Raw genomic sequence first — 19,972 nt, forward strand, 5'->3', positions numbered from 1 at the left:
GGACTCGCTCCAAATTCATGCAAGCGTGCTTGATTGTTTCTCGGGTCGCTGCCATGCTCCTCCCCATGTCCGAGCCGACGCCCGTCATCGACGACCTGCGTGAGGAGAGCACGGAACTCGACCGGCTGGTAGCCGGGTTGGGAACCGAGCGGTGGACTCTCGCCACCCCCGCCCCCCGCTGGACCATCGCCCACCAGATCGCGCATCTGTACTGGACCGACCGCGCGGCGCTGCTCGCCGTGACGGACGAGGACGGTTTCCGCGCGGAGGCCGAGAAGGCGCTCGGCGCACCCGACACCTTCGTCGACGAGGGTGCCGAGGACGGCGCCCGACTCCTGCCCGCCGAACTGCTGTCCCGCTGGCGCGAGGGCCGGACCGCGCTGGACCGGGCCCTGCGGGAGGCCGCACCCGGCACCCGCTTCCCCTGGTTCGGTCCGCCCATGTCCGCCGCCTCCATGGCCACCGGCCGACTCATGGAGACCTGGGCCCACGGCCAGGACATCGCCGACGCCCTGGGTGTGGTCCGCACCCCCACCGCCCGGCTCGGACATGTGGTCCGGATCGGGGTACGGGCAAGGAACTTCGCGTACCTGGTACACGGCCTCACCCCGCCCGCCGAGGAGTTCCGGGTGGAGATCACCGGCCCGGACGGCGAGCTGTGGGCCTACGGCCCCGGGGACGCCCCGCAGCGCGTCACCGGCCCCGCACTCGACTTCTGCCTCCTGGTCACCCAGCGCGCCCACCGGGCCGACCTCGCCGTGACCGCCGTCGGCGCCGACGCGGACCGCTGGCTCGACATCGCCCAGGCCTTCGCGGGCCCGCCCGGCACCGGCCGCATCCCGAGGGGCGGCACCGAGTGACCCTGCGCATAGGCAACGCCTCCGGCTTCTACGGCGACCGCTTCGACGCCCTGCGCGAGATGCTCGCCGGCGGCGAGCTCGACGTCCTCACCGGCGACTACCTCGCCGAGCTGACCATGCTCATCCTGGGCCGCGACCGGCTGAAGGACCCCGGCGCCGGGTACGCCCGCACCTTCCTCCGCCAGCTGGAGGACTGCCTGGGCCTCGCCCACGAACGCGGCGTACGGATCGTCACCAACGCCGGCGGCCTCAACCCGGCCGGGCTCGCCGACGCGGTACGGCAGTTGGCGGACCGTCTCGGCATCCCTGTGCGTGTCGCACATGTGGAGGGCGACGATCTCACCGCCGCCCACCCCGGCAGCCTCGCCGCCCACGCCTACCTCGGCGGCTTCGGGATCACCGAGTGCCTGCGGGCCGGCGCCGACATCGTGGTCACCGGCCGGGTCACCGACGCCGCCCTCGTCACCGGACCCGCCGCCGCCCACTTCGGCTGGGGACCGGGGGAGTACGACCGGCTCGCGGGCGCCGTCGTCGCCGGACACGTCCTGGAGTGCGGAACCCAGGCCACCGGCGGCAACTACGCCTTCTTCGCCGAAGCCGAAGCGGGGGCCGGCCGGGACCTGCGGCGGCCCGGCTTCCCGCTGGCCGAACTCCACGAGGACGGCGGCTGCGTCATCACCAAGCACCCGGGCACCGGCGGCTTCGTCGACGTCGGCACGGTGACCGCCCAGCTCCTGTACGAGACCGGCGGCGCCCGGTACGCGGGCCCCGACGTCACCGCCCGCCTCGACACCGTACGGCTGAGCCAGGACGGCCCGGACCGGGTACGGATCGAGGGCGTCCGGGGCGAGGCACCGCCCCCGACCCTCAAGGTCGGCCGCAACCGGCTGGGCGGCTTCCGCAACGAGGTCGTCTTCGTCCTCACCGGTCTCGACATCGAGGCCAAGGCGGCCCTGGTACGGGCGCAGATGGCCGACGCCCTCGCCAAGTCGCCGCCGCAGGAGGTGCGGTGGGAGCTGGTGCGCACCGACCGGGCCGACGCGGACACCGAGGAGACGGCCAGCGCGCTGCTGCGGCTCGTCGTGCGGGACCGGGACCAGGACGCCGTCGGACGGGCGCTGAGCGGAGCCGCCGTGGAACTGGCGCTCGCCAGCTACCCCGGCTTCCATGTGCTCGCGCCACCCGGGAAGGGCGCGCCCTATGGGGTCTTCGAGGATGTGTACGTCCCCCAGGGCGAGGTGCCCCATATGGCCGTCCTCCACGACGAGCGACGGATCCCTGTGCCGCCGGCCCAGGACACCCTCGTACTGCAGGATCCGCCCGAACCGCCGCTGCCCGAGCCGCTTCCGGCCGGACCCACCCGGCGGGCGCCCCTCGGGCTGGTGGCCGGGGCCCGCAGCGGTGACAAGGGCGGGAACGCCAACGTCGGCGTCTGGGCACGCTCGGACGAGGCCTGGCGCTGGCTCGCGCACACCCTGACCGTCGACGCCTTCCGGCACCTCGTGCCCGAGAGCCGCGAGCTGACCGTGACCCGGCACCTCCTGCCCAACCTCCGCGCCGTCAACTTCACCGTCGAAGGCATCCTTGGCCGGGGTGTGGCCGCCCAACACCGTTTCGACCCCCAGGCCAAGGCCCTCGGCGAATGGCTTCGCTCCCGCCACCTGGACATCCCGGAGGCCCTGCTGTGACGGTCATCGAGACCACACTCGACACCCGCGACCCCGACTACCGGGCGAACCGCGACACCATGCTCGCCAAACTCACCGACCTGGAGGCCGAGCACGCCAAGGCGCTCGCGGGCGGCGGCGAGAAGTACATCGCGCGGCACCGGGGGCGCGGCAAACTCCTCGCCCGCGAACGCATCGAACTGCTCCTGGACCCCGACACCCCCTTCCTGGAGCTGTCGCCGCTGGCCGCCTGGGGCAGCGACTACGCCGTCGGCGCCTCGCTCGTCACCGGGATCGGCGTCGTCGAAGGCGTGGAGTGCCTGATCACCGCCAACGACCCGACCGTGCGCGGCGGCGCCAGCAACCCCTGGTCGCTGAAGAAGGCCCTGCGCGCCAACGACATCGCCCTCGCCAACCGGCTGCCCTGCATCAGCCTGGTCGAGTCGGGAGGTGCCGATCTGCCGTCCCAGAAGGAGATCTTCATCCCCGGAGGCGCCATCTTCCGGGACCTCACCCGGCTCTCGGCCGCCGGCATCCCCACCGTCGCCGTCGTCTTCGGCAACTCCACCGCCGGCGGCGCCTACATCCCCGGCATGTCCGACCACGTGATCATGGTCAAGGAGCGTGCGAAGGTCTTCCTCGGCGGACCGCCGCTCGTGAAGATGGCCACCGGCGAGGAGAGCGACGACGAGTCGCTCGGCGGTGCGGAGATGCACGCGCGCGTGTCGGGTCTCGCCGACTACTTCGCCGTCGACGAACCGGACGCGCTGCGGCAGGCACGCCGCGTGGTCGCCCGCCTCAACCACCGCAAGGCACACCCGGATCCGGGCCCGGCGGAGCCCCCCAAGTACTCCGCCGACGAACTCCTGGGCATCGTCCCCGGCGACCTCAAGATCCCCTTCGACCCGCGCGAGGTGATCGCCCGGCTCGTCGACGGCTCCGACTTCGACGAGTTCAAGCCGCTGTACGGCACCAGTCTCACGACGGGCTGGGCCACCCTGCACGGCTATCCCGTGGGGGTGCTGGCGAACGCCCAGGGTGTCCTGTTCTCCGCGGAGTCGCAGAAGGCCGCCCAGTTCATCCAGCTCGCCAACCAGCGCGACATCCCGCTCCTGTTCCTGCACAACACCACCGGCTACATGGTCGGCAAGGAGTACGAGCAGGGCGGGATCATCAAGCACGGCGCGATGATGATCAACGCGGTCAGCAACAGCCGCGTCCCGCACCTCTCCGTCCTCATGGGCGCCTCCTACGGCGCCGGCCACTACGGCATGTGCGGGCGCGCCTACGACCCCCGGTTCCTGTTCGCCTGGCCCAGCGCCAAGTCGGCCGTCATGGGCCCGCAGCAGCTCGCCGGCGTGCTCTCGATCGTCGCCCGCCAGTCGGCCGCCGCGAAGGGACAGCCGTACGACGAGGACGGCGACGCGGCCCTGCGCGCCATGGTCGAGCAGCAGATCGAGTCCGAGTCGCTGCCCATGTTCCTGTCCGGTCGGCTGTACGACGACGGCGTCATCGACCCGCGTGACACCCGCACCGTCCTCGGCCTGTGCCTGTCCGCCATCCACACCGCCCCCTACGAGGGCGCGCGGGGCGGCTTCGGCGTCTTCCGGATGTGAGGGATCACATGATTTCGACCCTGCTGGTCGCCAACCGCGGCGAGATCGCCTGCCGGATCTTCCGCACCTGCGCCGAACTCGGCATCAAGACCGTCGCCGTGCACTCGGACGCCGACGAGAACGCGCTCCACGCGCGCGTGGCCGACACCGCGGTACGACTGCCGGGCGCCACGCCCGCGGACACCTACCTGCGCGGCGACCTGGTGGTGAAGGCCGCCGTGAGCGCCGGCGCGGACGCCGTGCACCCCGGGTACGGCTTCCTCTCCGAGAACGCCGACTTCGCCCGCGCCGTCCTCGACGCCGGCCTGGTCTGGATCGGTCCGCCCCCCGAGGCGATCGAGGCGATGGCGTCCAAGACGCGCGCCAAGGAGCTGATGGGGATCGCGCCGCTCGGCGAGGTCGCCGAGTCCGATCTGCCGGTGCTGGTGAAGGCGGCCGCGGGCGGCGGGGGGCGCGGGATGCGCATCGTGCGCCGCCTGGAGGAGCTGAGCGCCGCGCTGGAGGGCGCACGCGCCGAGGCCGCGAGCGCCTTCGGCGACGGCGAGGTCTTTGTCGAGCCCTACCTCGAACGCGGCCGCCACGTGGAGGTGCAGATCCTCGCCGACGCGCACGGCACGGTGTGGCCGCTGGGCACCCGCGACTGCTCACTCCAGCGCAGACACCAGAAGGTGATCGAGGAGGCGCCGGCGCCCGGGCTCCCCGAAGGGCTCACGAAGGAGCTGTACGCGCTGGCCGTGCGCGCCGCGCGCGCCGTCTCCTACGTCGGCGCGGGCACCGTCGAGTTCCTCGTCGCCGACGGCAAGGCCCACTTCCTGGAGATGAACACCCGCCTCCAGGTGGAACACCCCGTCACCGAGGCCGTCTTCGGCCTCGACCTGGTCGCCGAACAGATCCGCGTCGCCGAGGGCCACGCCCTTCCGCTCGAAGCCCCACAGGCGCACGGCCACGCGATCGAGGCCCGCCTCTACGCCGAGGACCCCGCCCGTGACTGGGCCCCGCAGACCGGCACCCTGCACCGCCTCGCCGTCCCCGGCAGTGTCCGTCTGGACACCGGCTACACCGACGGCGACGAGATCGGCGTGCACTACGACGCGATGCTCGCCAAAGTGGTCGCGCACGCCCCCACGCGCGCGGAAGCGCTGCGCAAGCTGGCGCACGCGCTCGACAACACCACCCTGCACGGCCCCACCACCAACCGCGACCTCCTCGTCCGCTCCCTGCGCCACGAGGAGTTCACCGCGGCCCGCATGGACACCGGCTTCTACGACCGCCACCTCACCCCCCTCACGGCGCCCGCCACCGACCCGCACGCCCCCCTCGCGGCCGCCCTGGCCCACGCCCACGGCCGCTCCCGCTTCGGCGGCTGGCGCAACGTCTCCTCCCAGCCGCAGACCAAGCGCTACCTGATGGCGGGCGAGGAGCACGAGGTCCACTACCGGCACGCGCGCGAGGGCCTCACGGCAGCGGGCGTACGGGTCGTGCACGCGGGCGCGCACCTGGTCGTACTCGACATCGACGGCGTACGCCGACGGTTCGAGGTGTCGACGTACGGCGACCAGGTCCACGTCAACAACACCGCCCTCACCGCCCTCCCCCGCTTCCCCGACCCGAAGGCCCAACTGGCGCCGGGCTCCTTGCTGGCACCGATGCCGGGCACGGTCGTCCGGGTGGCGGAAGGGCTGACGGAGGGCACCACCGTGCAGGCCGGACAGCCACTGCTCTGGCTGGAGGCGATGAAGATGCAGCACCAGATCACGGCGCCGGTCACAGGCACGCTGAGCGAACTGCGGGTCGTGGTCGGCCAACAAGTAGAGCCCGGCTCCCTGCTGGCGGTAGTGCAAGCAACTTAGGGGCGCGGGGCAGTACCGATGCGCGGCTACCGCCGCGTGAGCGCGACCAGCCACCGACAACCCGCACGTGAAGGAGCCACCGTGACCACCCAGATCGAATCCGACGAACACAAGGCACTCCGCGAGGCGGTGGCCACCCTCGGCAAGAAGTACGGCCGCGCCTACCTCACCCGAACCATCGCGGAGGGCCGCCCCCCCACCGAACTCTGGCAAGAGGCAGGAAAACTCGGCTACCTCGGCGTCAACCTCCCGGAGGAACACGGCGGCGGAGGCGGCGGCATCACCGACCTCTCCATCGTGCTCGAAGAACTCGGCGCCGCGGGCTCCCCGCTCCTCATGCTGGTGGTCTCACCCGCGATCTGCGGCACGGTGATCGCCCGCTTCGGAACCGACGCCCAGAAGACCCGTTGGCTCCCCGGGATAGCGGACGGCTCACGCCTGATGGCCTTCGGCATCACCGAACCCGACGCCGGCTCCAACTCCCACCGCATCACCACCACCGCCCGCCGCGACCCCGACACCGGCGACTGGCTGCTCACCGGCCGCAAGGTCTTCATCTCCGGCGTCGACATCGCCGACGCCGTCCTGATCGTCGGCCGCACCGAGGACGCCCGCACCGGACGCCTCAAGCCCTGCCTGTTCATCGTCCCGACCGACGCCGAGGGCTTCCACAAGCACCCCATCGACATGGAACTCAACGCCGCCGAGAAACAGTTCGAGCTGGTCCTCGACGAAGTACGGCTGCCCGCCGACGCACTCGTCGGCGACGAGGACGCCGGCCTCCTGCAACTCTTCGCCGGACTCAACCCCGAGCGGATCATGACGGCCGCCTTCGCGATCGGCATGGGGCGCTACGCACTGTCCAAGGCGATCGAGTACGCGCGCGACCGCACCGTCTGGAAAACCCCCATCGGCGCCCACCAGGCCATCGCACACCCCCTCGCCCAGGCGCACATCGACCTCGAACTCGCCCGCCTGATGATGCAGAAGGCGGCACACCTCTACGACGCCGGGGACGACATCGGCGCAGGCGAGGCGGCCAACATGGCCAAGTACGCGGCGGGCGAGGCGTGCGTGCGCGCCGTCGACCAGGCCGTGCACACCCTCGGCGGCAACGGACTCACCCGGGAATTCGGGCTCGCTTCGTTGATAACAGCGGCGCGCGTGGCTCGTATTGCTCCGGTGAGCAGGGAGATGATTCTCAACTACGTCTCCCACCAGACCCTGGGCCTGCCCAAGTCGTACTAGGCCGCCTTGGAGGAACCGTGTTCCGCAGCGAGTACGCAGACGTCCCGCCCGTAGAACTCCCCATCCACGAGGCGGTGCTGGGCCGGGCCGCCGCGTTCGGCGACACGCCCGCACTGATCGACGGCACCGACGGCACCACCCTCACCTACGAACAACTGGACCGGTTCCACCGCAGGATCGCCGCCGCACTCGCCGACGCCGGCGTCCGCAAAGGCGATGTACTCGCCCTGCACAGCCCGAACACGGTCGCCTTCCCGACGGCGTTCTACGCGGCCACGCGCGCGGGTGCCGCCGTCACCACCGTGCACCCCCTCGCCACGCCCGAGGAGTTCGCCAAACAGCTCAAGGACTCCGCGGCCCGCTGGATCGTCACCGTCTCGCCGCTGCTGGAGGCCGCCCGCCGGGCCGCCGAACTGGCCGGCGGCGTAGCGGAGATATTCGTCTGCGACAGCGCGCCCGGACACCGCTCGCTGATCGACATGCTGGCCGGCGACGCCCCCGAACCACAGGTCGACATCGACCCCGCCGACGACGTCGCCGCACTGCCGTACTCCTCCGGCACCACCGGCATCCCCAAGGGCGTGATGCTCACCCACCGGCAGATCGCCACCAACCTCGCCCAACTGGAACCCGCCGTCCCCACCGGCCCCGGCGACCGCATCCTGGCCGTACTCCCCCTCTTCCACATCTACGGCCTCACCGCGCTCATGAACGCGCCCCTGCGGATGGGCGCCACCGTCGTCGTACTGCCCCGCTTCGACCTGGAGACCTTCCTCGCGGCCATCCAGAACCACCGCATCACCGGCCTGTACGTCGCCCCGCCGATCGTCCTCGCCCTCGCCAAGCACCCGCTGGTCGAGCAGTACGACCTGTCCTCCCTGAAGTACGTCATGAGCGCCGCCGCACCCCTGGACGCCCGCCTCGCCGCCGCCTGCTCCGAGCGCCTCGGCCTGCCGCCCCTCGCACAGGCCTACGGCATGACGGAACTCTCGCCCGGCACCCACGTCGTCCCGCTCGACGCCATGCACCACGCACCGCCCGGCACCGTCGGCAAACTCATCGCCGGCACCGAGATGCGGATCGTCTCCCTCGACGACCCGCACAAGGACCTCGGCACCGACGAACCCGGCGAGATCCTCATCCGCGGCCCGCAGGTCATGAAGGGCTACCTCGGCCGACCCGACGCCACCGCCGCGATGATCGACCCCGACGGCTGGCTGCACACCGGGGACGTCGGGCACGCCGACGCCGACGGCTGGCTGTTCGTCGTCGACCGGGTCAAGGAACTCATCAAGTACAAGGGCTTCCAGGTGGCACCCGCCGAACTGGAGGCACTCCTGCTCACCCACCCCGGCATCGCCGACGCCGCCGTCGTCGGCGCCTACAACGAGGACGGCAACGAGATCCCGCACGCCTTCGTCGTCCGCCAGCCCACCGCCGCCCACCTCACCGAGAACGAGACCATGCTCTACGTCGCCGAACGCGTCGCACCCTACAAACGCGTCCGCAAGGTCACCTTCATCGCCGGTGTGCCCCGCGCGGCCTCCGGGAAAATACTCCGCCGCGAACTGCGCGCACTCGGGCGGACCGCAGCACACGGGGAACCGGGGGAGCGGCCATGACGTTGATCGGACAGACACGCGCGCGTGCCGTCGCCACCCTCAGCCTCGACTCCGCCCCCACCCGCAACGCCCTGTCCGCCGCCCTCGTCGGCGAACTCGCCGAGGCCCTCACCGAGTGCGCCAAGGACCCCGACATCCGCGCGGTCGTCCTCACCCACACCGGTACGACCTTCTGCGCCGGCGCCGACCTGCGCGACCCGCCCCACCCCGACGCCCTCGTCGGCCTCCTGCGCCAGATCGTCGAACTGCCCAAACCCGTCGTAGCCCGTATCACCGGCCACGTCCGCGCCGGCGGCCTCGGCCTCCTCGCCGCCTGCGACATCGCCGCCGCCTCCACCGAAGCCACCTTCGCCTTCACCGAGGTACGCATCGGCGTCGCCCCCGCCGTCATCTCCCTGACCCTGCTCCCGCGCACCGACCCCCGCGCCCTGGCCCGCTACTACCTCACCGGCGAACGCTTCGACGCCCACGAAGCCGTACGCCTCGGCCTCCTCACCACCACCGCCGACGACGTCGACACCGCCCTCGAACCCGTCCTCGACGGCCTCCGCCGCTCCGCCCCCCAGGCCCTGACCGAGACGAAACAGCTGCTCACAGCTAGGGTGCTGGAGACATTCGACCGAGACGCGGCCGACCTGACCGCGCTCTCGGCCCGGCTGTTCTCCTCCGACCAGGCCCGCGAGGGGATGACGGCCTTCCTCGAACGACGGGATGCGGCGTGGGTGGTGTGAGTACGGCCGGCGCGAGTACGGCGGAACACGCGCGCGGACCTCAACAGGACCGCGCCCCCAAACAGGACCGCAGCCGGGCCACCAGGCAACGGCTCCTGGAAGCCGCCGTGGCCTGCCTCGCCGAACACGGCTGGGCAGGCTCCACGGTCGCCGTCGTCGCCGAACGCGCCGGCGTCTCCCGGGGCGCCGCCCAGCACCACTTCCCCACCCGCGAGGACCTCTTCACCGCCGCCGTCGAATACGTCGCCGAAGAACGCTCCACAGCCCTGCGCGACCTGTTCCCGCAGGGCACGGCCGACGACCGCCGGGCCGTGGTCCGCGCCCTCGTCGACCTCTACACCGGCCCCCTCTTCCGCGCCGCCCTCCACCTCTGGGTCGCCGCTTCCAACGAGGACCAGCTCCGCCGCCGCGTCACCGAACTCGAAGCCCGAGTGGGCCGCGAGACCCACCGCATCGCCGTGGACCTCCTGTCCGCCGACGAATCCCGCCCCGGCACCCGGGAAACCGTCCAGGGCCTCCTCGACATGGCGAGGGGCCTCGGCCTGGCCAACCTCCTGACGGACGACGCGGCGAGGAGGGAGCGGGTGGTGGCGCAATGGGCGGCCCTGCTGGACGAGACCCTGGGCTGAGGGTCCCTCCGGGCGGCGGCTCCACCGGCCTCCGGGCCGGTCAGCCGGCGACGGCGACGTCCCCGCGGAACGCCCCGGCCACCACGGGGACCAGCCGCCGTTCGATCTGCTCGGCGGACATGGCGGCCAGCTCGGTGCCGATGGGGGCCAGCGCGAGCCAGTTCAGCAGGCCGGCCGCGCAGCGCGTGCGGAAGGCCAGTTCCTGCTCGTCCACCCCGTGAAGGTTCGGTGCCAGCACCCGGACGGCCCCTCGGCGGCTCCGGTCGAACTTGCCGTTCAGCCGCTCCCACCCCTGGGGCGGATCGATGCCGACCCGCGCCACGGTCCGCATCACGGCCAGGTCCTGTCCGCCGGCCGCCAGTGCCCGCACCATCGGCCGGGCGAACGCCGTCGCCACCTCGTGGAGCGTCGCAGCGGGGGCGAGGGAATCCAGTTCCAGGATCTTTTCGTCCAGATACCGTTCCAGCGCGTGCTCTATCGCGGAGTCGCACAGCGCCTTCAGTGACCCGTAGTGGTAACTCACGGCGGCGACGTTGGCTCCGGCGCGCTCGGTGATCTCGCGGAGTGTCACACCCTCCTGGCCCCGTTGCGAGAGCAACTCCAGGGCGGCCGTCTGCAGGCCGTCCCGCGTGCGCTGCCCGGCCTCCCGGCGCAGGTCCGTCTTCTCCACCCGTGTCATGCAATGTACTCAATCATATGTTTGAGTACATCGTCAACAGCCGCGCCGCGGACCGAGGTTGAGTGCCGGCCGTGCCCCCAGCGGCTGCCCGACCAGGGAATTCAAACAATGGCTTGACGGTTCCATGTCGACGTTCATAAGCTCAAGCGAGCGTTTGAATTACTAAGGGCGAGAGAGACCGCTTGCGCCGGATCTCGAATCCTGAGTACCGATCTGGAGGAACACGACATGAAGCTGCTCAGCCGGAAGTCGATCACCGCCGCGACCGCGGTAGCCGTCCTCGGTGGTCTTTCCATCGCCGCCGTGCCGTCACAGGCCGCGAGCCCCGCCCCGCACAGGGCAGCGGTCCACAGCAGCACGGCCGCCCCGACCCTGACCGCACGCCAGCTGGCGAAGCTGCCGCTCACCGACCGCCACCTGACCAAGCACGAGAAGGCCAACCTCGCGGTCGTCCTGCGCGACTACTACGTGGCGGAAGGCAGCCACCTCGACGTCCCGACGTTCGTCAACAGCTTCACCAAGGACGGCGTCTTCAACGACATGGTCGCCGGTCAGGCCTATCAGGGGAAGGCGCTCGGCAGCGTCCTGCCCTACATGAAGGGCCTCTTCTCCGACGTTCACCGTGACCTCAAGCGCATCACCGTGAACGGCGACGTGATCAGCATCGAGCTGTCGATCCAGGGCACCTTCGACGGGCAGCTCCAGGCGCCGACCGGCGGCGTCGTCAAGGGGAACGGCCACAAGGTCGACGCGCCGACCGCCGACTTCTGGTACCTGAAGAACGGCAAGGTCAAGACGTTCAACTGCTTCGTCGGGTACTCGAAGATGTACCACGACATGGGCGTGGACTTCGACTGGGCCTCGGCCGTCAACAAGCGCTGACCGCTCACCTGGCGGGTGATGCCCGGCGCCACCGGCCGCGCCTCACCCGCCGAGCTCCACCGCCGGCCCGCCGGCCCGAACCGGGCCATCCGGCTCCGCGGGTTGCGGCGCGGTCACCGGTCGGAAGTGCCACGCGACCCGCCCCGGGGCCGATGAGCCAGGTCGACGCCCCGGGCCAAGGACCCGAAGCCGGCACCCCGCGCCTAGGACCCCAGGCCAACGCCCCGGGCCGAGGACCCCAGGCCAACGCCCCGGGCCGAGGACCCCAGGCCAACGCCCCGGGCCAAGGACCCCAGGCCAACGCCCCTGCCTAGTGGGCGATATCCCCGTACCCCTCGATGTCCTGAGGCCTCCGGACCCCCGGACCCACATACTCCGCCGACGGCCGCACCAACCGCCCCGTCCGCTTCTGCTCGAGAATGTGCGCCGACCACCCAGCGGTGCGCGCACACGTGAACATCGACGTGAACATGTGCGCCGGCACCTCCGCGAAGTCCAGCATGATCGCCGCCCAGAACTCCACATTGGTGGCGAGCACACGATCCGGCCGACGGTTGTGGAGCTCCTCCAGCGCCGCCTTCTCCAACGCCTCCGCGATCTCGAACCGCGGCGCCCCCAGCTCCCGCGCCGTCCGCCGCAGCACCCGCGCCCGCGGATCCTCCGCCCGGTACACCCGGTGCCCGAACCCCATCAGCCGTTCACCCCGGTCCAGCGCACCCTTGACGTAGGCCTCGGCGTCCCCGGTCCGCTCGATCTCCTCGATCATCCCCAGCACCCGGGACGGCGCACCCCCGTGCAACGGCCCCGACATGGCGCCCACCGCACCCGACAGCGCGGCGGCGACGTCCGCACCCGTGGACGCGATGACCCGCGCGGTGAAGGTCGACGCGTTCATCCCGTGCTCGGCGGCCGACGTCCAGTACGCGTCCACGGCCGCCACATGCTTGGGATCCGGCTCCCCGCGCCACCGGATCATGAACCGCTCCACGACCGAGTTCGCCTTGTCGATCTCCCGCTGCGGCACCATCGCCAGCCCCTGCCCGCGGGCGGACTGGGCGACGTACGACAGCGCCATGACCGCGGCCCGCGCCAGGTCGTCCCGGGCCTGCTCCGCGTCGATGTCGAGGAGCGGTTTGAGGCCCCACACCGGGGCGAGCATGGCGAGGGCGGACTGGACGTCCACCCGGATGTCACCCGAATGGACCGGGATGGGGAACGGCTCGGCGGCCGGCAGACCGGGATTGAAGGCACCGTCGACCAGCAGCCCCCAGACGTTCCCGAACGAGACGTGCCCGACCAGATCCTCGATGTCGACGCCCCGGTACCGCAGGGCGCCCCCCTCCTTGTCCGGTTCGGCGATCTCGGTCTCGAACGCGACGACTCCTTCGAGCCCAGGTACGAAGTCGGACATGGGGCGGCTCCTCACTGAGGTGTACGGCGGAGGCATCTGCACCATAACCCCGAGTGCCAGCATTGGGGAGCCCAGCGGCACTCAGTGCCACATTGGCTCTGCGTCACATGTGGCCCCCACCCGTATGCGCATACGGCAGGATGACCGCGTGACCGACCCCGACGCCGCCGCCGCCGACCCCATCCTCAACCCCGCGCTGATGCGCAAGCACTACCAGGCCGAGGGCCTCGACGAGAACGACCTCGCCGCACACCCCATGGACCAGTTCACCCGCTGGTTCGAACAAGCCGTACGGGCGGCCGCCGACGGCATGATCTACGAACCCAACGCGATGATCGTCTCCACCGCCGACGCCGAGGGCCACCCCAGCTCACGCACGGTCCTGATGAAGCAGTACGACATCCAGGGCTTCGTCTTCTACACCAACTACGACTCCCGCAAGGCCCAGGACCTCGCCGCGAACCCGCACATCTCGCTGCTCTTCCCCTGGCACGCGATCGCCCGTCAGATCATCGTCACCGGCACCGCCCGCCGCACCGGCCGCGACGAGACCGCCGCCTACTTCCGGACCCGCCCGCACGGCTCCCAGCTCGGCGCCTGGGCCAGCGCCCAGTCCTCGGTCGTCCACTCCCGCACCGAACTCGATGCCGCCTACGCCGACCTGAGCGCCCGCTACCCCGAGGGCGAACAGGTCCCGGTCCCCCCGCACTGGGGCGGCTTCCGCATCGAACCCCGCACGGTCGAGTTCTGGCAGGGCCGCCACAACCGCCTCCACGACCGCCTCCGCTACGTCACCGCCCCCGACGGCACCTGGCACGTGGAGCGCCTCAGCCCCTGAGCCCGGCCCCCTGAAACGCAGACGACCCGCGAACTCGAGGTCCCTCCGCCTGACGACGGAGAAGCCGGCCGGACGTACCGGCGAGTTCGCGGGTCGGGTGACTGCCTGGGATTGGGCCGGCTGCACGCGTCTGTCACGTGCTGGTCCGGCACCGCACTCGGTGTGGTGACGGGCCGCTAGCCCGCAGCCACCTCACGCGTCCGGTTGTCATACATCTGCCGAACCACCTCCCTTCTCGTGTACCCCACACATTAAGAAGCCGCAGGGGCCGGTTCAACTGCTTTTTCGGGATGTCTGCGGCCGTGGCTTCCCACGGCGGTCGTCTAGCGTTTCGTACATGACAAAGCGGCAGGTGATTCTCGGTGGGTCCGTGTTCGAGGAGCAGATCGGGTATGCGCGGGCCGTGGTGGACGGGGACTGGGTGCATGTGTCCGGGACCACGGGGTTCGACTACGCGGAGATGACCATCTCCGAGGACGTGGTGGAGCAGGCCGAGCAGTGTCTGCGGAACATCGGGGCGGCGCTGGCCGAGGCCCGCTGCGGGTTCAAGGATGTGGTGCGGGTGCGGTACCTGCTGCCCGTCCGGGAGGACTTCGAACCGTGCTGGCCGGTGTTCCGGCGGGTGTTCGGTGACGTGCGGCCGGCCGCGACGATGATGGTGTGCGGGCTGGCGGATCCGCGGATGAAGATCGAGATCGAGGTGTACGCCCGGCGGGCGGCAGGAGAGGCGGGGGACGCGTGAGTGGTGTGCTGAGGGTCGTCGGCGTGGGTGGGGACGAGGCGCTGGAGGAGTGGCGGTACGTGCACAACGTCGTCGTACCGCCGGCCGCGATGTCGGCCGCCGAGGCGCGGGAGCGGCTGGCGCGGGGATACCGGCTGGAGAACGCGTACCTCGGGGACGTTCTGGTGGGGTGCTCGACCGTGCGGCCCGCGGTCGACGGTGCGGTGACCGTGATCGCGCGGGTGCTGCCGGGGTTTCGGCGGCGGGGGTTCGGCAAGGCGCTGTACGAGCGTGGGCTCGCGCACGCGCGCGTGCAGGGTGCACAGGCCGTCGAGACGTGTGTGCTGGCGGTCAACGAGGACGGGCTGCGGTTCGCCGGACGGTGCGGGTTCGTCGAGGTGGAGCGGTATGTGCTCGACGGAGGGGACGATGAGTGGGTGGATCTTCGGCTCGGGTTGTGAGCGTCGGCTTGCAACGATTCCTTCAATCTTGCGGGAACACAGTGTGGGCTGCGTCACGTTCGAGTTGAATGAAGGGCAGCGAGGAACCGGCGCGCCGTGCGTGCGGACGCAGCCTGATGGGGGTCCAGGTGAGTGCTTCCCGGCGTAGTGGGACCACCGACGAGCTGGGGCCCGACGAGCCCGAGCCGGAACCGGAGCGGGACGGTCCGGAGGACTCGGGCGGGTCCGATCTGCTCGCCGCGCTCCTCGACGGCATGGACGCGGCCCTGTGCGCGTTCGACGCGGACGGCTTCGTCACGCACTGGAACCGTGAGGCCGAGCGGATCCTGGGGTGGACGGCGGCCGAGGCGGTGGGCCGGCACGGGTTCGCCGGGTGGGCGGTGCGTCAGGCGGACGCCGACGAGGTCGAGGGGCGGCTGTTGTCGGCCATGCACGCCCCGGGGCGCCAGGTGCACGAGTTCGCGCTGCTCACCAAGGACGGCGGACGGGTGCTGGTGCGGACGCAGTCGGCGGCAGTGCGCGGGCCGGACGGGAAGCCGGCGGGTGTGTACTGCGCGTTCAGCGAGGTGCATACGCAGATCGATCTGGAGCGGTCGATCGCGCTGAGCGAGGCACTGTTCGAGGACGCGGCCTGGGGTGTCGTCCTGGTGGACGCGGATCTGCGGCCCGCCGTCGTCAACGCGCACGCGGCGCGGGCGCTCGGGACGGGGCGCACGTCGGCGCTGGGGCGCCCGCTCGGGGAGCTGCTGGCGCAGGGCGTGGAGGACCTGGAGGGCGCGCTCACGCATGTGCTGGCCGAGGGCGCGCCGCCCGCGCCGGCCGAGATGTGGGTGAGCGTGCGGACGGCGGAGGGCGAGGAGCGGCGCTGCTGGCGGTCCGGGTTCGTGCGGCTGGCGTCGCCGCTCGCGGAGGAGCCGGTGCCGCTCGGGGTCGGCTGGCTGTTCCAGGACGTCACCGAGGCCAAGCAGGCCGAGCAGGAGGCGGCCGTGCTGCGCTTCCGGGCCAACCAGCTGCATCGCGCGGGCCGCGCGGCCTCCGAGTGCGAGGACCCGGTGGAGGCGGCCACCGTCCATCTGGACTTCGCGCTGGCGGGGTTCGCCGATCACGCGGTGGTCGACCGGGTGGTGGGCGGTGCCCGGGCGGACGGGGACGTGGGGCCGGTACGGCTGGTGCGGATCGCGGCCACGCCGTCCGGGTCGCCGGGGCCGAGCCTGCTGACGGGCGCGGCGGGGCTGCCGGTGCGCTACGAGGAGGGGCATCCGGCGCTGCAGTGCGTGGCGCGTGCCGGGAGCGTGCGGGCGGACGCCGGGAGTGTGCCGGCGGATCGTGCGCGGGCGTGGGCGCTGGAGCGGCAGTGGCCGGGGGACGCGGTGCACGCGTTGTGCGCGGTGCTGCGCAGCCGGGGGCGGACGCTGGGCGTGCTGACGTTCCTGCGCGGGTCGGGGCGCAGCCGCTTCGAGCGGGTGGACGCGACGTACGCGGAGGACGTGGCGGTGCGGATCGCCACGGCGCTGGATCTGGCCCAGCTGGCGAAGGAACGGCAGCCGTAGCGGCCGCTCGGCGCCGGGCCTCAGTGCTGGTAGAAGATCCGGTCGCCGTACTCCTCGAACACGCGGGCGTTCCATTCGTGGCCGCCGTCGACGTTGCCGGAGCGCAGCAGCGGGGGCTCGATGCCGCGGTCGGCGAGGGTGGCCGCGGTGGTGGCGAGGACCGCCTGGAGCAGGGCGCTGGTGACGACCGTGGAGGCGGGGGCGAAGGGGGCCGGGATGGTGTCGAGGGTGAGTTCGGCGTCGCCGATGGCGATCTTCGAGTCGAGTACGACGTCGCAGTGGTCCTTGAGGAACGTGCCGGAGGAGTGCCGGGAGGCGGTCTCGGCGGCGTAGGCCACGGAGGTCACGCCGATGACCTTGGCGCCGCGGGTGCGGGCGGTGACGGCCATCTCGACGGGCAGGGCGTTGCGGCCGGACAGGGAGATGATCACGAGGGTGTCGCCGGCGCGCAGGGGCGAGGTGTCCAGGACGGCGGTGGCGAGTCCGTCGACGCGTTCCAGGCGGGAGCCGAGGGTCGCGGGCATCACGTCGACGCCGACGAGCCCGGGGGCGGCCAGGAGGTTCATGAGGGCGAGGCCGCCCGCACGGTAGACGACGTCCTGGGCGGCGAGGGACGAGTGCCCGGCGCCGAAGGCGAACAGCCGGCCGCCGGCGGCGACGGTGTCGGCGAGGAGGGTGCCGGCGGTGGTGATGGCCTCGGCCTCCTCGTCGCGGACGCGTTGCAGGAGTCCGATCGCGGCGTCGAAGAACAGGTCGGCGGGTGTGCCGTCGCTCATGCGGTGCCCCTTTGCGCGGTCGACGCCGTGGTCCGTGGCGCGGAGGTCCGTGGCACGGAAGTCTGTGTCGCGGATCACCCTCCGGTCTGGACCATCTCGGTGTCAATACGGCCGGGGGCGGCAGCGGCGGGCCCGGGATGCCCGGTCCCTGTTTTCCCCGCGTCCCCCGCTTGTCAGTGGGATCCGGCAGAATTGGTGACAGGGCCAGCGCACGCACGCGGCCGGGCTTCCGGCAGAGGTAATCGAGGGGCACGTATGTCCGGACTGATCGACACCACGGAGATGTATCTCCGCACCATCCTCGAGCTTGAAGAGGAAGGCGTGGTCCCCATGCGCGCCCGCATCGCGGAGCGGCTCGACCAGAGCGGGCCGACGGTGAGCCAGACGGTGGCGCGGATGGAGCGGGACGGCCTGGTGTCCGTTGCCAGCGACCGCCATCTGGAGCTGACCGACGAGGGCCGCCGGCTGGCGACGCGCGTGATGCGCAAGCACCGGCTCGCCGAGTGCCTGCTGGTCGACGTGATCGGCCTGGAGTGGGAGCAGGTGCACGCCGAGGCGTGTCGCTGGGAGCACGTGATGAGCGAGGCGGTGGAGCGGCGGGTGCTGGAGCTGCTGCGCCACCCGACCGAGTCGCCGTACGGCAACCCGATCCCGGGCCTGGAGGAGCTGGGTGAGAAGGACGGCGCGGACCCCTTCCTCGACGAGGGCATGGTTTCGCTGGCCGACCTGGATCCGGGTGCGGACGGCAAGACCGTGGTCGTACGCCGGATCGGTGAGCCCATCCAGACCGACGCGCAGCTGATGTACACGCTGCGGCGGGCGGGTGTGCAGCCCGGTTCGGTGGTGAGCGTGACGGAGGCGGCCGGCGGGGTGCTGGTGGGCAGCGGCGGCGAGGCGGCCGAGCTGGAGGCGGACGTCGCCTCCCATGTGTTCGTCGCCAAGCGCTGAGTACCGGCGAACCGGAGCGTCTCTCAACTTCCGCTGCTCGTAGGTGAGTTGACGCCCCCTCTCGGCTTCTCCGCGGGGTCTGTCGAACGCGTCGAATCCAAGATTCAGTGCTCCGAATCGCAGCGCTCGAACGTTTCGCGTGCGAGGCTGTCGCGAGAGGCATATGACCTGAGGGGGCGGGGAGGATGTGCCGAAGGCGTGGAAACGGACCTGGGGTTGGCCCCGGCACCCTTCGGTGCCGGGGCCTGTCCTCCCCAGAGCTGACCCGGAGCCCCGAGCTCTCAGGGTCATCCCCTCGGACCGTCTTCCCCGAGCGGTCCGCCCCCCCCCGCAGAACAAATCCCCCTGGTGGCGCCGATCATGCCTGGGGAGGGGTCACTCGAACGAGGGGTGTTGCCCGCAGCGACCCGATTTTCGAATAGATATTCGATAGTCTGCAGCGGTACCGAGCATCACGAAGCGATACGAGGCACGCGGAGCTAGGGGGGTGCCAGGCTCATGGCACGACGCATCGACGTGACAGGAGCCGGCGGCGTGCACCTCGCCGCCTGGGAGTTCGCGGACCCGCCCAAGGCGGAGGATCCGGCGCGGCCGCACGGTGACCGTCCCGACCCGGACCGTTCGTTCCCCGGGGTGCTGTTACTGCACGGCCTGATGGGCCGCGCCTCGCACTGGGCCTCCACCGCCCGCTGGCTCTCCGGCCGGCACCGCGCCGTCGCCCTCGACCAGCGCGGCCACGGCCAGAGCGACAAGCCCCCGCGGGCCGCGTACACGCGTGAGGCGTACGTCGAGGACGCCGCGGCCGCCATCGAGCAGCTGGACCTCGGCCCGGCGGTGCTCATCGGCCACGCCATGGGCGCGCTGACCGCCTGGCAGCTCGCCGCGAAGCGCCCCGAACTGGTCCGGGGCCTGATCATCTGCGACATGCGGGCCTCCGCGCTGGGCGCGGCCTCGCAGCGCGAGTGGGCCGACTGGTTCAAGTCCTGGCCCGTCCCCTTCGCCACACTCGCCGACGTACGCAAGTGGTTCGGCGAGGACGATCCCTGGGTGGAGCGGCCGAACCCGGCGCGCGGGGAGTTCTACGCCGAGGTGATGCACGAGGGCGCCGACGGGTGGCGGCCCGTCTTCGACCCCGACCAGATGCTGAAGTCCCGGGAGACCTGGGTGTACGACGCGCACTGGGAGGAACTGGCCCAGGTGCCGTGTCCCGCGCTGGTGGTGCGCGGGGTGGACGGGGAGCTGGGGCGGGCGGAGGCGCAGGAGATGGTGCGGGTCCTTTCCAAGGGGGAGTACGCCGAGGTGGCCGAGGCGGGGCATCTGCTGCCGTATGACCGGCCGGAGGCCTGGCGGGCGGCTGTGGAGCCGTTTCTTGATCGGGTGGGGGGAGTGAAGAGCGCCTCCCGGGCAGGGGGATGAGTGAAGGCGGCGGCTGCGGGTGCGGTGTGGTCGCTCGCGTCCGCGCGGCGACAGCCGCACGTCCATA

18 protein-coding genes are annotated in these 19,972 nt (G+C 71.6%); 15 read left to right on the forward strand and 3 right to left on the reverse strand.

What is annotated here, in order from left to right; translation table 11 throughout:
• Positions 1–65: 65 nt before the first annotated feature.
• The 8 genes from ACZ4N4_RS34595 to ACZ4N4_RS34630 all read left to right on the forward strand — a co-directional run bounded on the left by ACZ4N4_RS34595 (position 66) and on the right by ACZ4N4_RS34630 (position 10,223).
• Positions 66–860, forward strand: coding sequence for a TIGR03084 family metal-binding protein (locus ACZ4N4_RS34595; protein WP_467596242.1), 795 nt, complete (start codon positions 66–68; stop codon positions 858–860).
• On the forward strand, positions 857–2,548 hold the full coding sequence (locus ACZ4N4_RS34600) for an acyclic terpene utilization AtuA family protein (protein ID WP_467596245.1): 1,692 nt from the start codon (positions 857–859) through the stop codon (positions 2,546–2,548). Before ACZ4N4_RS34595 ends, ACZ4N4_RS34600 begins: the two co-directional genes overlap by 4 nt.
• Positions 2,545–4,143 (forward strand): acyl-CoA carboxylase subunit beta, encoded by a 1,599-nt coding sequence (locus tag ACZ4N4_RS34605; RefSeq protein ID WP_467596247.1) that lies wholly within the window; start codon positions 2,545–2,547, stop codon positions 4,141–4,143. The genes ACZ4N4_RS34600 and ACZ4N4_RS34605 overlap by 4 nt, the downstream gene beginning before the upstream one ends.
• 8 nt (positions 4,144–4,151) lie before the next feature.
• Positions 4,152–5,993 (forward strand): acetyl/propionyl/methylcrotonyl-CoA carboxylase subunit alpha, encoded by a 1,842-nt coding sequence (locus ACZ4N4_RS34610; RefSeq protein WP_467596250.1) that lies wholly within the window; start codon positions 4,152–4,154, stop codon positions 5,991–5,993.
• A gap of 81 nt (positions 5,994–6,074) precedes the next feature.
• Positions 6,075–7,241, forward strand: coding sequence for an acyl-CoA dehydrogenase family protein (locus tag ACZ4N4_RS34615; protein WP_467596253.1), 1,167 nt, complete (start codon positions 6,075–6,077; stop codon positions 7,239–7,241).
• 17 nt (positions 7,242–7,258) lie between these two features.
• The gene (locus ACZ4N4_RS34620) at positions 7,259–8,863 is read left to right on the forward strand and encodes a 4-coumarate--CoA ligase family protein (protein WP_467596256.1); all 1,605 of its coding nucleotides are present in this window, start codon (positions 7,259–7,261) and stop codon (positions 8,861–8,863) included.
• Positions 8,860–9,594: an enoyl-CoA hydratase family protein gene (locus ACZ4N4_RS34625; protein WP_467596258.1), complete on the forward strand. Its 735-nt coding sequence runs from the start codon at positions 8,860–8,862 to the stop codon at positions 9,592–9,594. Before ACZ4N4_RS34620 ends, ACZ4N4_RS34625 begins: the two co-directional genes overlap by 4 nt.
• The gene (locus tag ACZ4N4_RS34630; RefSeq protein WP_467596261.1) at positions 9,582–10,223 is read left to right on the forward strand and encodes a TetR/AcrR family transcriptional regulator; all 642 of its coding nucleotides are present in this window, start codon (positions 9,582–9,584) and stop codon (positions 10,221–10,223) included. Before ACZ4N4_RS34625 ends, ACZ4N4_RS34630 begins: the two co-directional genes overlap by 13 nt.
• Positions 10,224–10,263: 40 nt before the next feature.
• Here the strand turns inward: ACZ4N4_RS34630 and ACZ4N4_RS34635 are convergent, their stop codons facing one another.
• Positions 10,264–10,902, reverse strand: coding sequence for a TetR/AcrR family transcriptional regulator (locus ACZ4N4_RS34635; RefSeq protein WP_467596262.1), 639 nt, complete (start codon positions 10,900–10,902; stop codon positions 10,264–10,266).
• A 228-nt stretch (positions 10,903–11,130) separates the two neighbouring features.
• Between ACZ4N4_RS34635 and ACZ4N4_RS34640 the strand changes: the two genes are divergently transcribed.
• Positions 11,131–11,784 carry a nuclear transport factor 2 family protein gene (locus ACZ4N4_RS34640; RefSeq protein ID WP_467596264.1) on the forward strand — a complete coding sequence of 218 codons (654 nt, stop codon included), beginning with the start codon at positions 11,131–11,133 and terminating at the stop codon, positions 11,782–11,784.
• Between the two features lie 310 nt (positions 11,785–12,094).
• On the opposite strand, the gene ACZ4N4_RS34645 is transcribed toward ACZ4N4_RS34640, so the two are convergent.
• Positions 12,095–13,195 (reverse strand): citrate synthase 2, encoded by a 1,101-nt coding sequence (locus tag ACZ4N4_RS34645; RefSeq protein WP_450762401.1) that lies wholly within the window; start codon positions 13,193–13,195, stop codon positions 12,095–12,097.
• A gap of 124 nt (positions 13,196–13,319) precedes the next feature.
• Here ACZ4N4_RS34645 and pdxH point away from each other — a divergent pair, with 124 nt between their 5' ends.
• From pdxH to ACZ4N4_RS34665, 4 genes are all read left to right on the forward strand, one after another.
• Entirely contained in the window at positions 13,320–14,033 is a 714-nt protein-coding gene (pdxH, locus tag ACZ4N4_RS34650; protein WP_467596266.1) for a pyridoxamine 5'-phosphate oxidase, read from the forward strand.
• 337 nt (positions 14,034–14,370) lie between these two features.
• Complete coding sequence (locus ACZ4N4_RS34655) at positions 14,371–14,775, forward strand: RidA family protein (protein ID WP_467596269.1); 405 nt, start codon at positions 14,371–14,373, stop codon at positions 14,773–14,775.
• A complete protein-coding gene (locus ACZ4N4_RS34660) occupies positions 14,772–15,215 on the forward strand; it encodes a GNAT family N-acetyltransferase (protein ID WP_467596272.1) in 444 nt (147 codons plus the stop codon). Before ACZ4N4_RS34655 ends, ACZ4N4_RS34660 begins: the two co-directional genes overlap by 4 nt.
• Positions 15,216–15,343: 128 nt before the next feature.
• Positions 15,344–16,765, forward strand: coding sequence for a PAS domain-containing protein (locus ACZ4N4_RS34665; protein ID WP_453565480.1), 1,422 nt, complete (start codon positions 15,344–15,346; stop codon positions 16,763–16,765).
• Positions 16,766–16,785: 20 nt separating this feature from the next.
• Here the strand turns inward: ACZ4N4_RS34665 and ACZ4N4_RS34670 are convergent, their stop codons facing one another.
• A complete protein-coding gene (locus ACZ4N4_RS34670) occupies positions 16,786–17,541 on the reverse strand; it encodes an SIS domain-containing protein (RefSeq protein WP_453565479.1) in 756 nt (251 codons plus the stop codon).
• Positions 17,542–17,796: 255 nt separating this feature from the next.
• Between ACZ4N4_RS34670 and ACZ4N4_RS34675 the strand changes: the two genes are divergently transcribed.
• Positions 17,797–18,489, forward strand: a complete 693-nt coding sequence (locus ACZ4N4_RS34675; RefSeq protein WP_351321325.1) for a metal-dependent transcriptional regulator — start codon at positions 17,797–17,799, stop codon at positions 18,487–18,489.
• Between the two features lie 498 nt (positions 18,490–18,987).
• Entirely contained in the window at positions 18,988–19,905 is a 918-nt protein-coding gene (locus ACZ4N4_RS34680) for an alpha/beta fold hydrolase (RefSeq protein WP_467596276.1), read from the forward strand.
• The last annotated feature ends 67 nt before the right edge of the window (positions 19,906–19,972 follow it).

Source organism: Streptomyces sp. NPDC026538 (assembly GCF_055567535.1).

Coding starts and splice junctions, on each gene's coding strand:
- ACZ4N4_RS34595 (WP_467596242.1), top strand. CDS start 66: ATGTCCGAGCCGACGCCCGTCATCGACGACCTGCGTGAGGAGAGCACG.
- ACZ4N4_RS34610 (WP_467596250.1), top strand. CDS start 4,152: ATGATTTCGACCCTGCTGGTCGCCAACCGCGGCGAGATCGCCTGCCGG.
- ACZ4N4_RS34625 (WP_467596258.1), top strand. CDS start 8,860: ATGACGTTGATCGGACAGACACGCGCGCGTGCCGTCGCCACCCTCAGC.
- ACZ4N4_RS34635 (WP_467596262.1), bottom strand. CDS start 10,902: ATGACACGGGTGGAGAAGACGGACCTGCGCCGGGAGGCCGGGCAGCGC.
- ACZ4N4_RS34640 (WP_467596264.1), top strand. CDS start 11,131: ATGAAGCTGCTCAGCCGGAAGTCGATCACCGCCGCGACCGCGGTAGCC.
- ACZ4N4_RS34645 (WP_450762401.1), bottom strand. CDS start 13,195: ATGTCCGACTTCGTACCTGGGCTCGAAGGAGTCGTCGCGTTCGAGACC.
- pdxH (WP_467596266.1), top strand. CDS start 13,320: ATGCGCATACGGCAGGATGACCGCGTGACCGACCCCGACGCCGCCGCC.
- ACZ4N4_RS34655 (WP_467596269.1), top strand. CDS start 14,371: ATGACAAAGCGGCAGGTGATTCTCGGTGGGTCCGTGTTCGAGGAGCAG.
- ACZ4N4_RS34670 (WP_453565479.1), bottom strand. CDS start 17,541: ATGAGCGACGGCACACCCGCCGACCTGTTCTTCGACGCCGCGATCGGA.
- ACZ4N4_RS34675 (WP_351321325.1), top strand. CDS start 17,797: ATGTCCGGACTGATCGACACCACGGAGATGTATCTCCGCACCATCCTC.
- ACZ4N4_RS34680 (WP_467596276.1), top strand. CDS start 18,988: ATGGCACGACGCATCGACGTGACAGGAGCCGGCGGCGTGCACCTCGCC.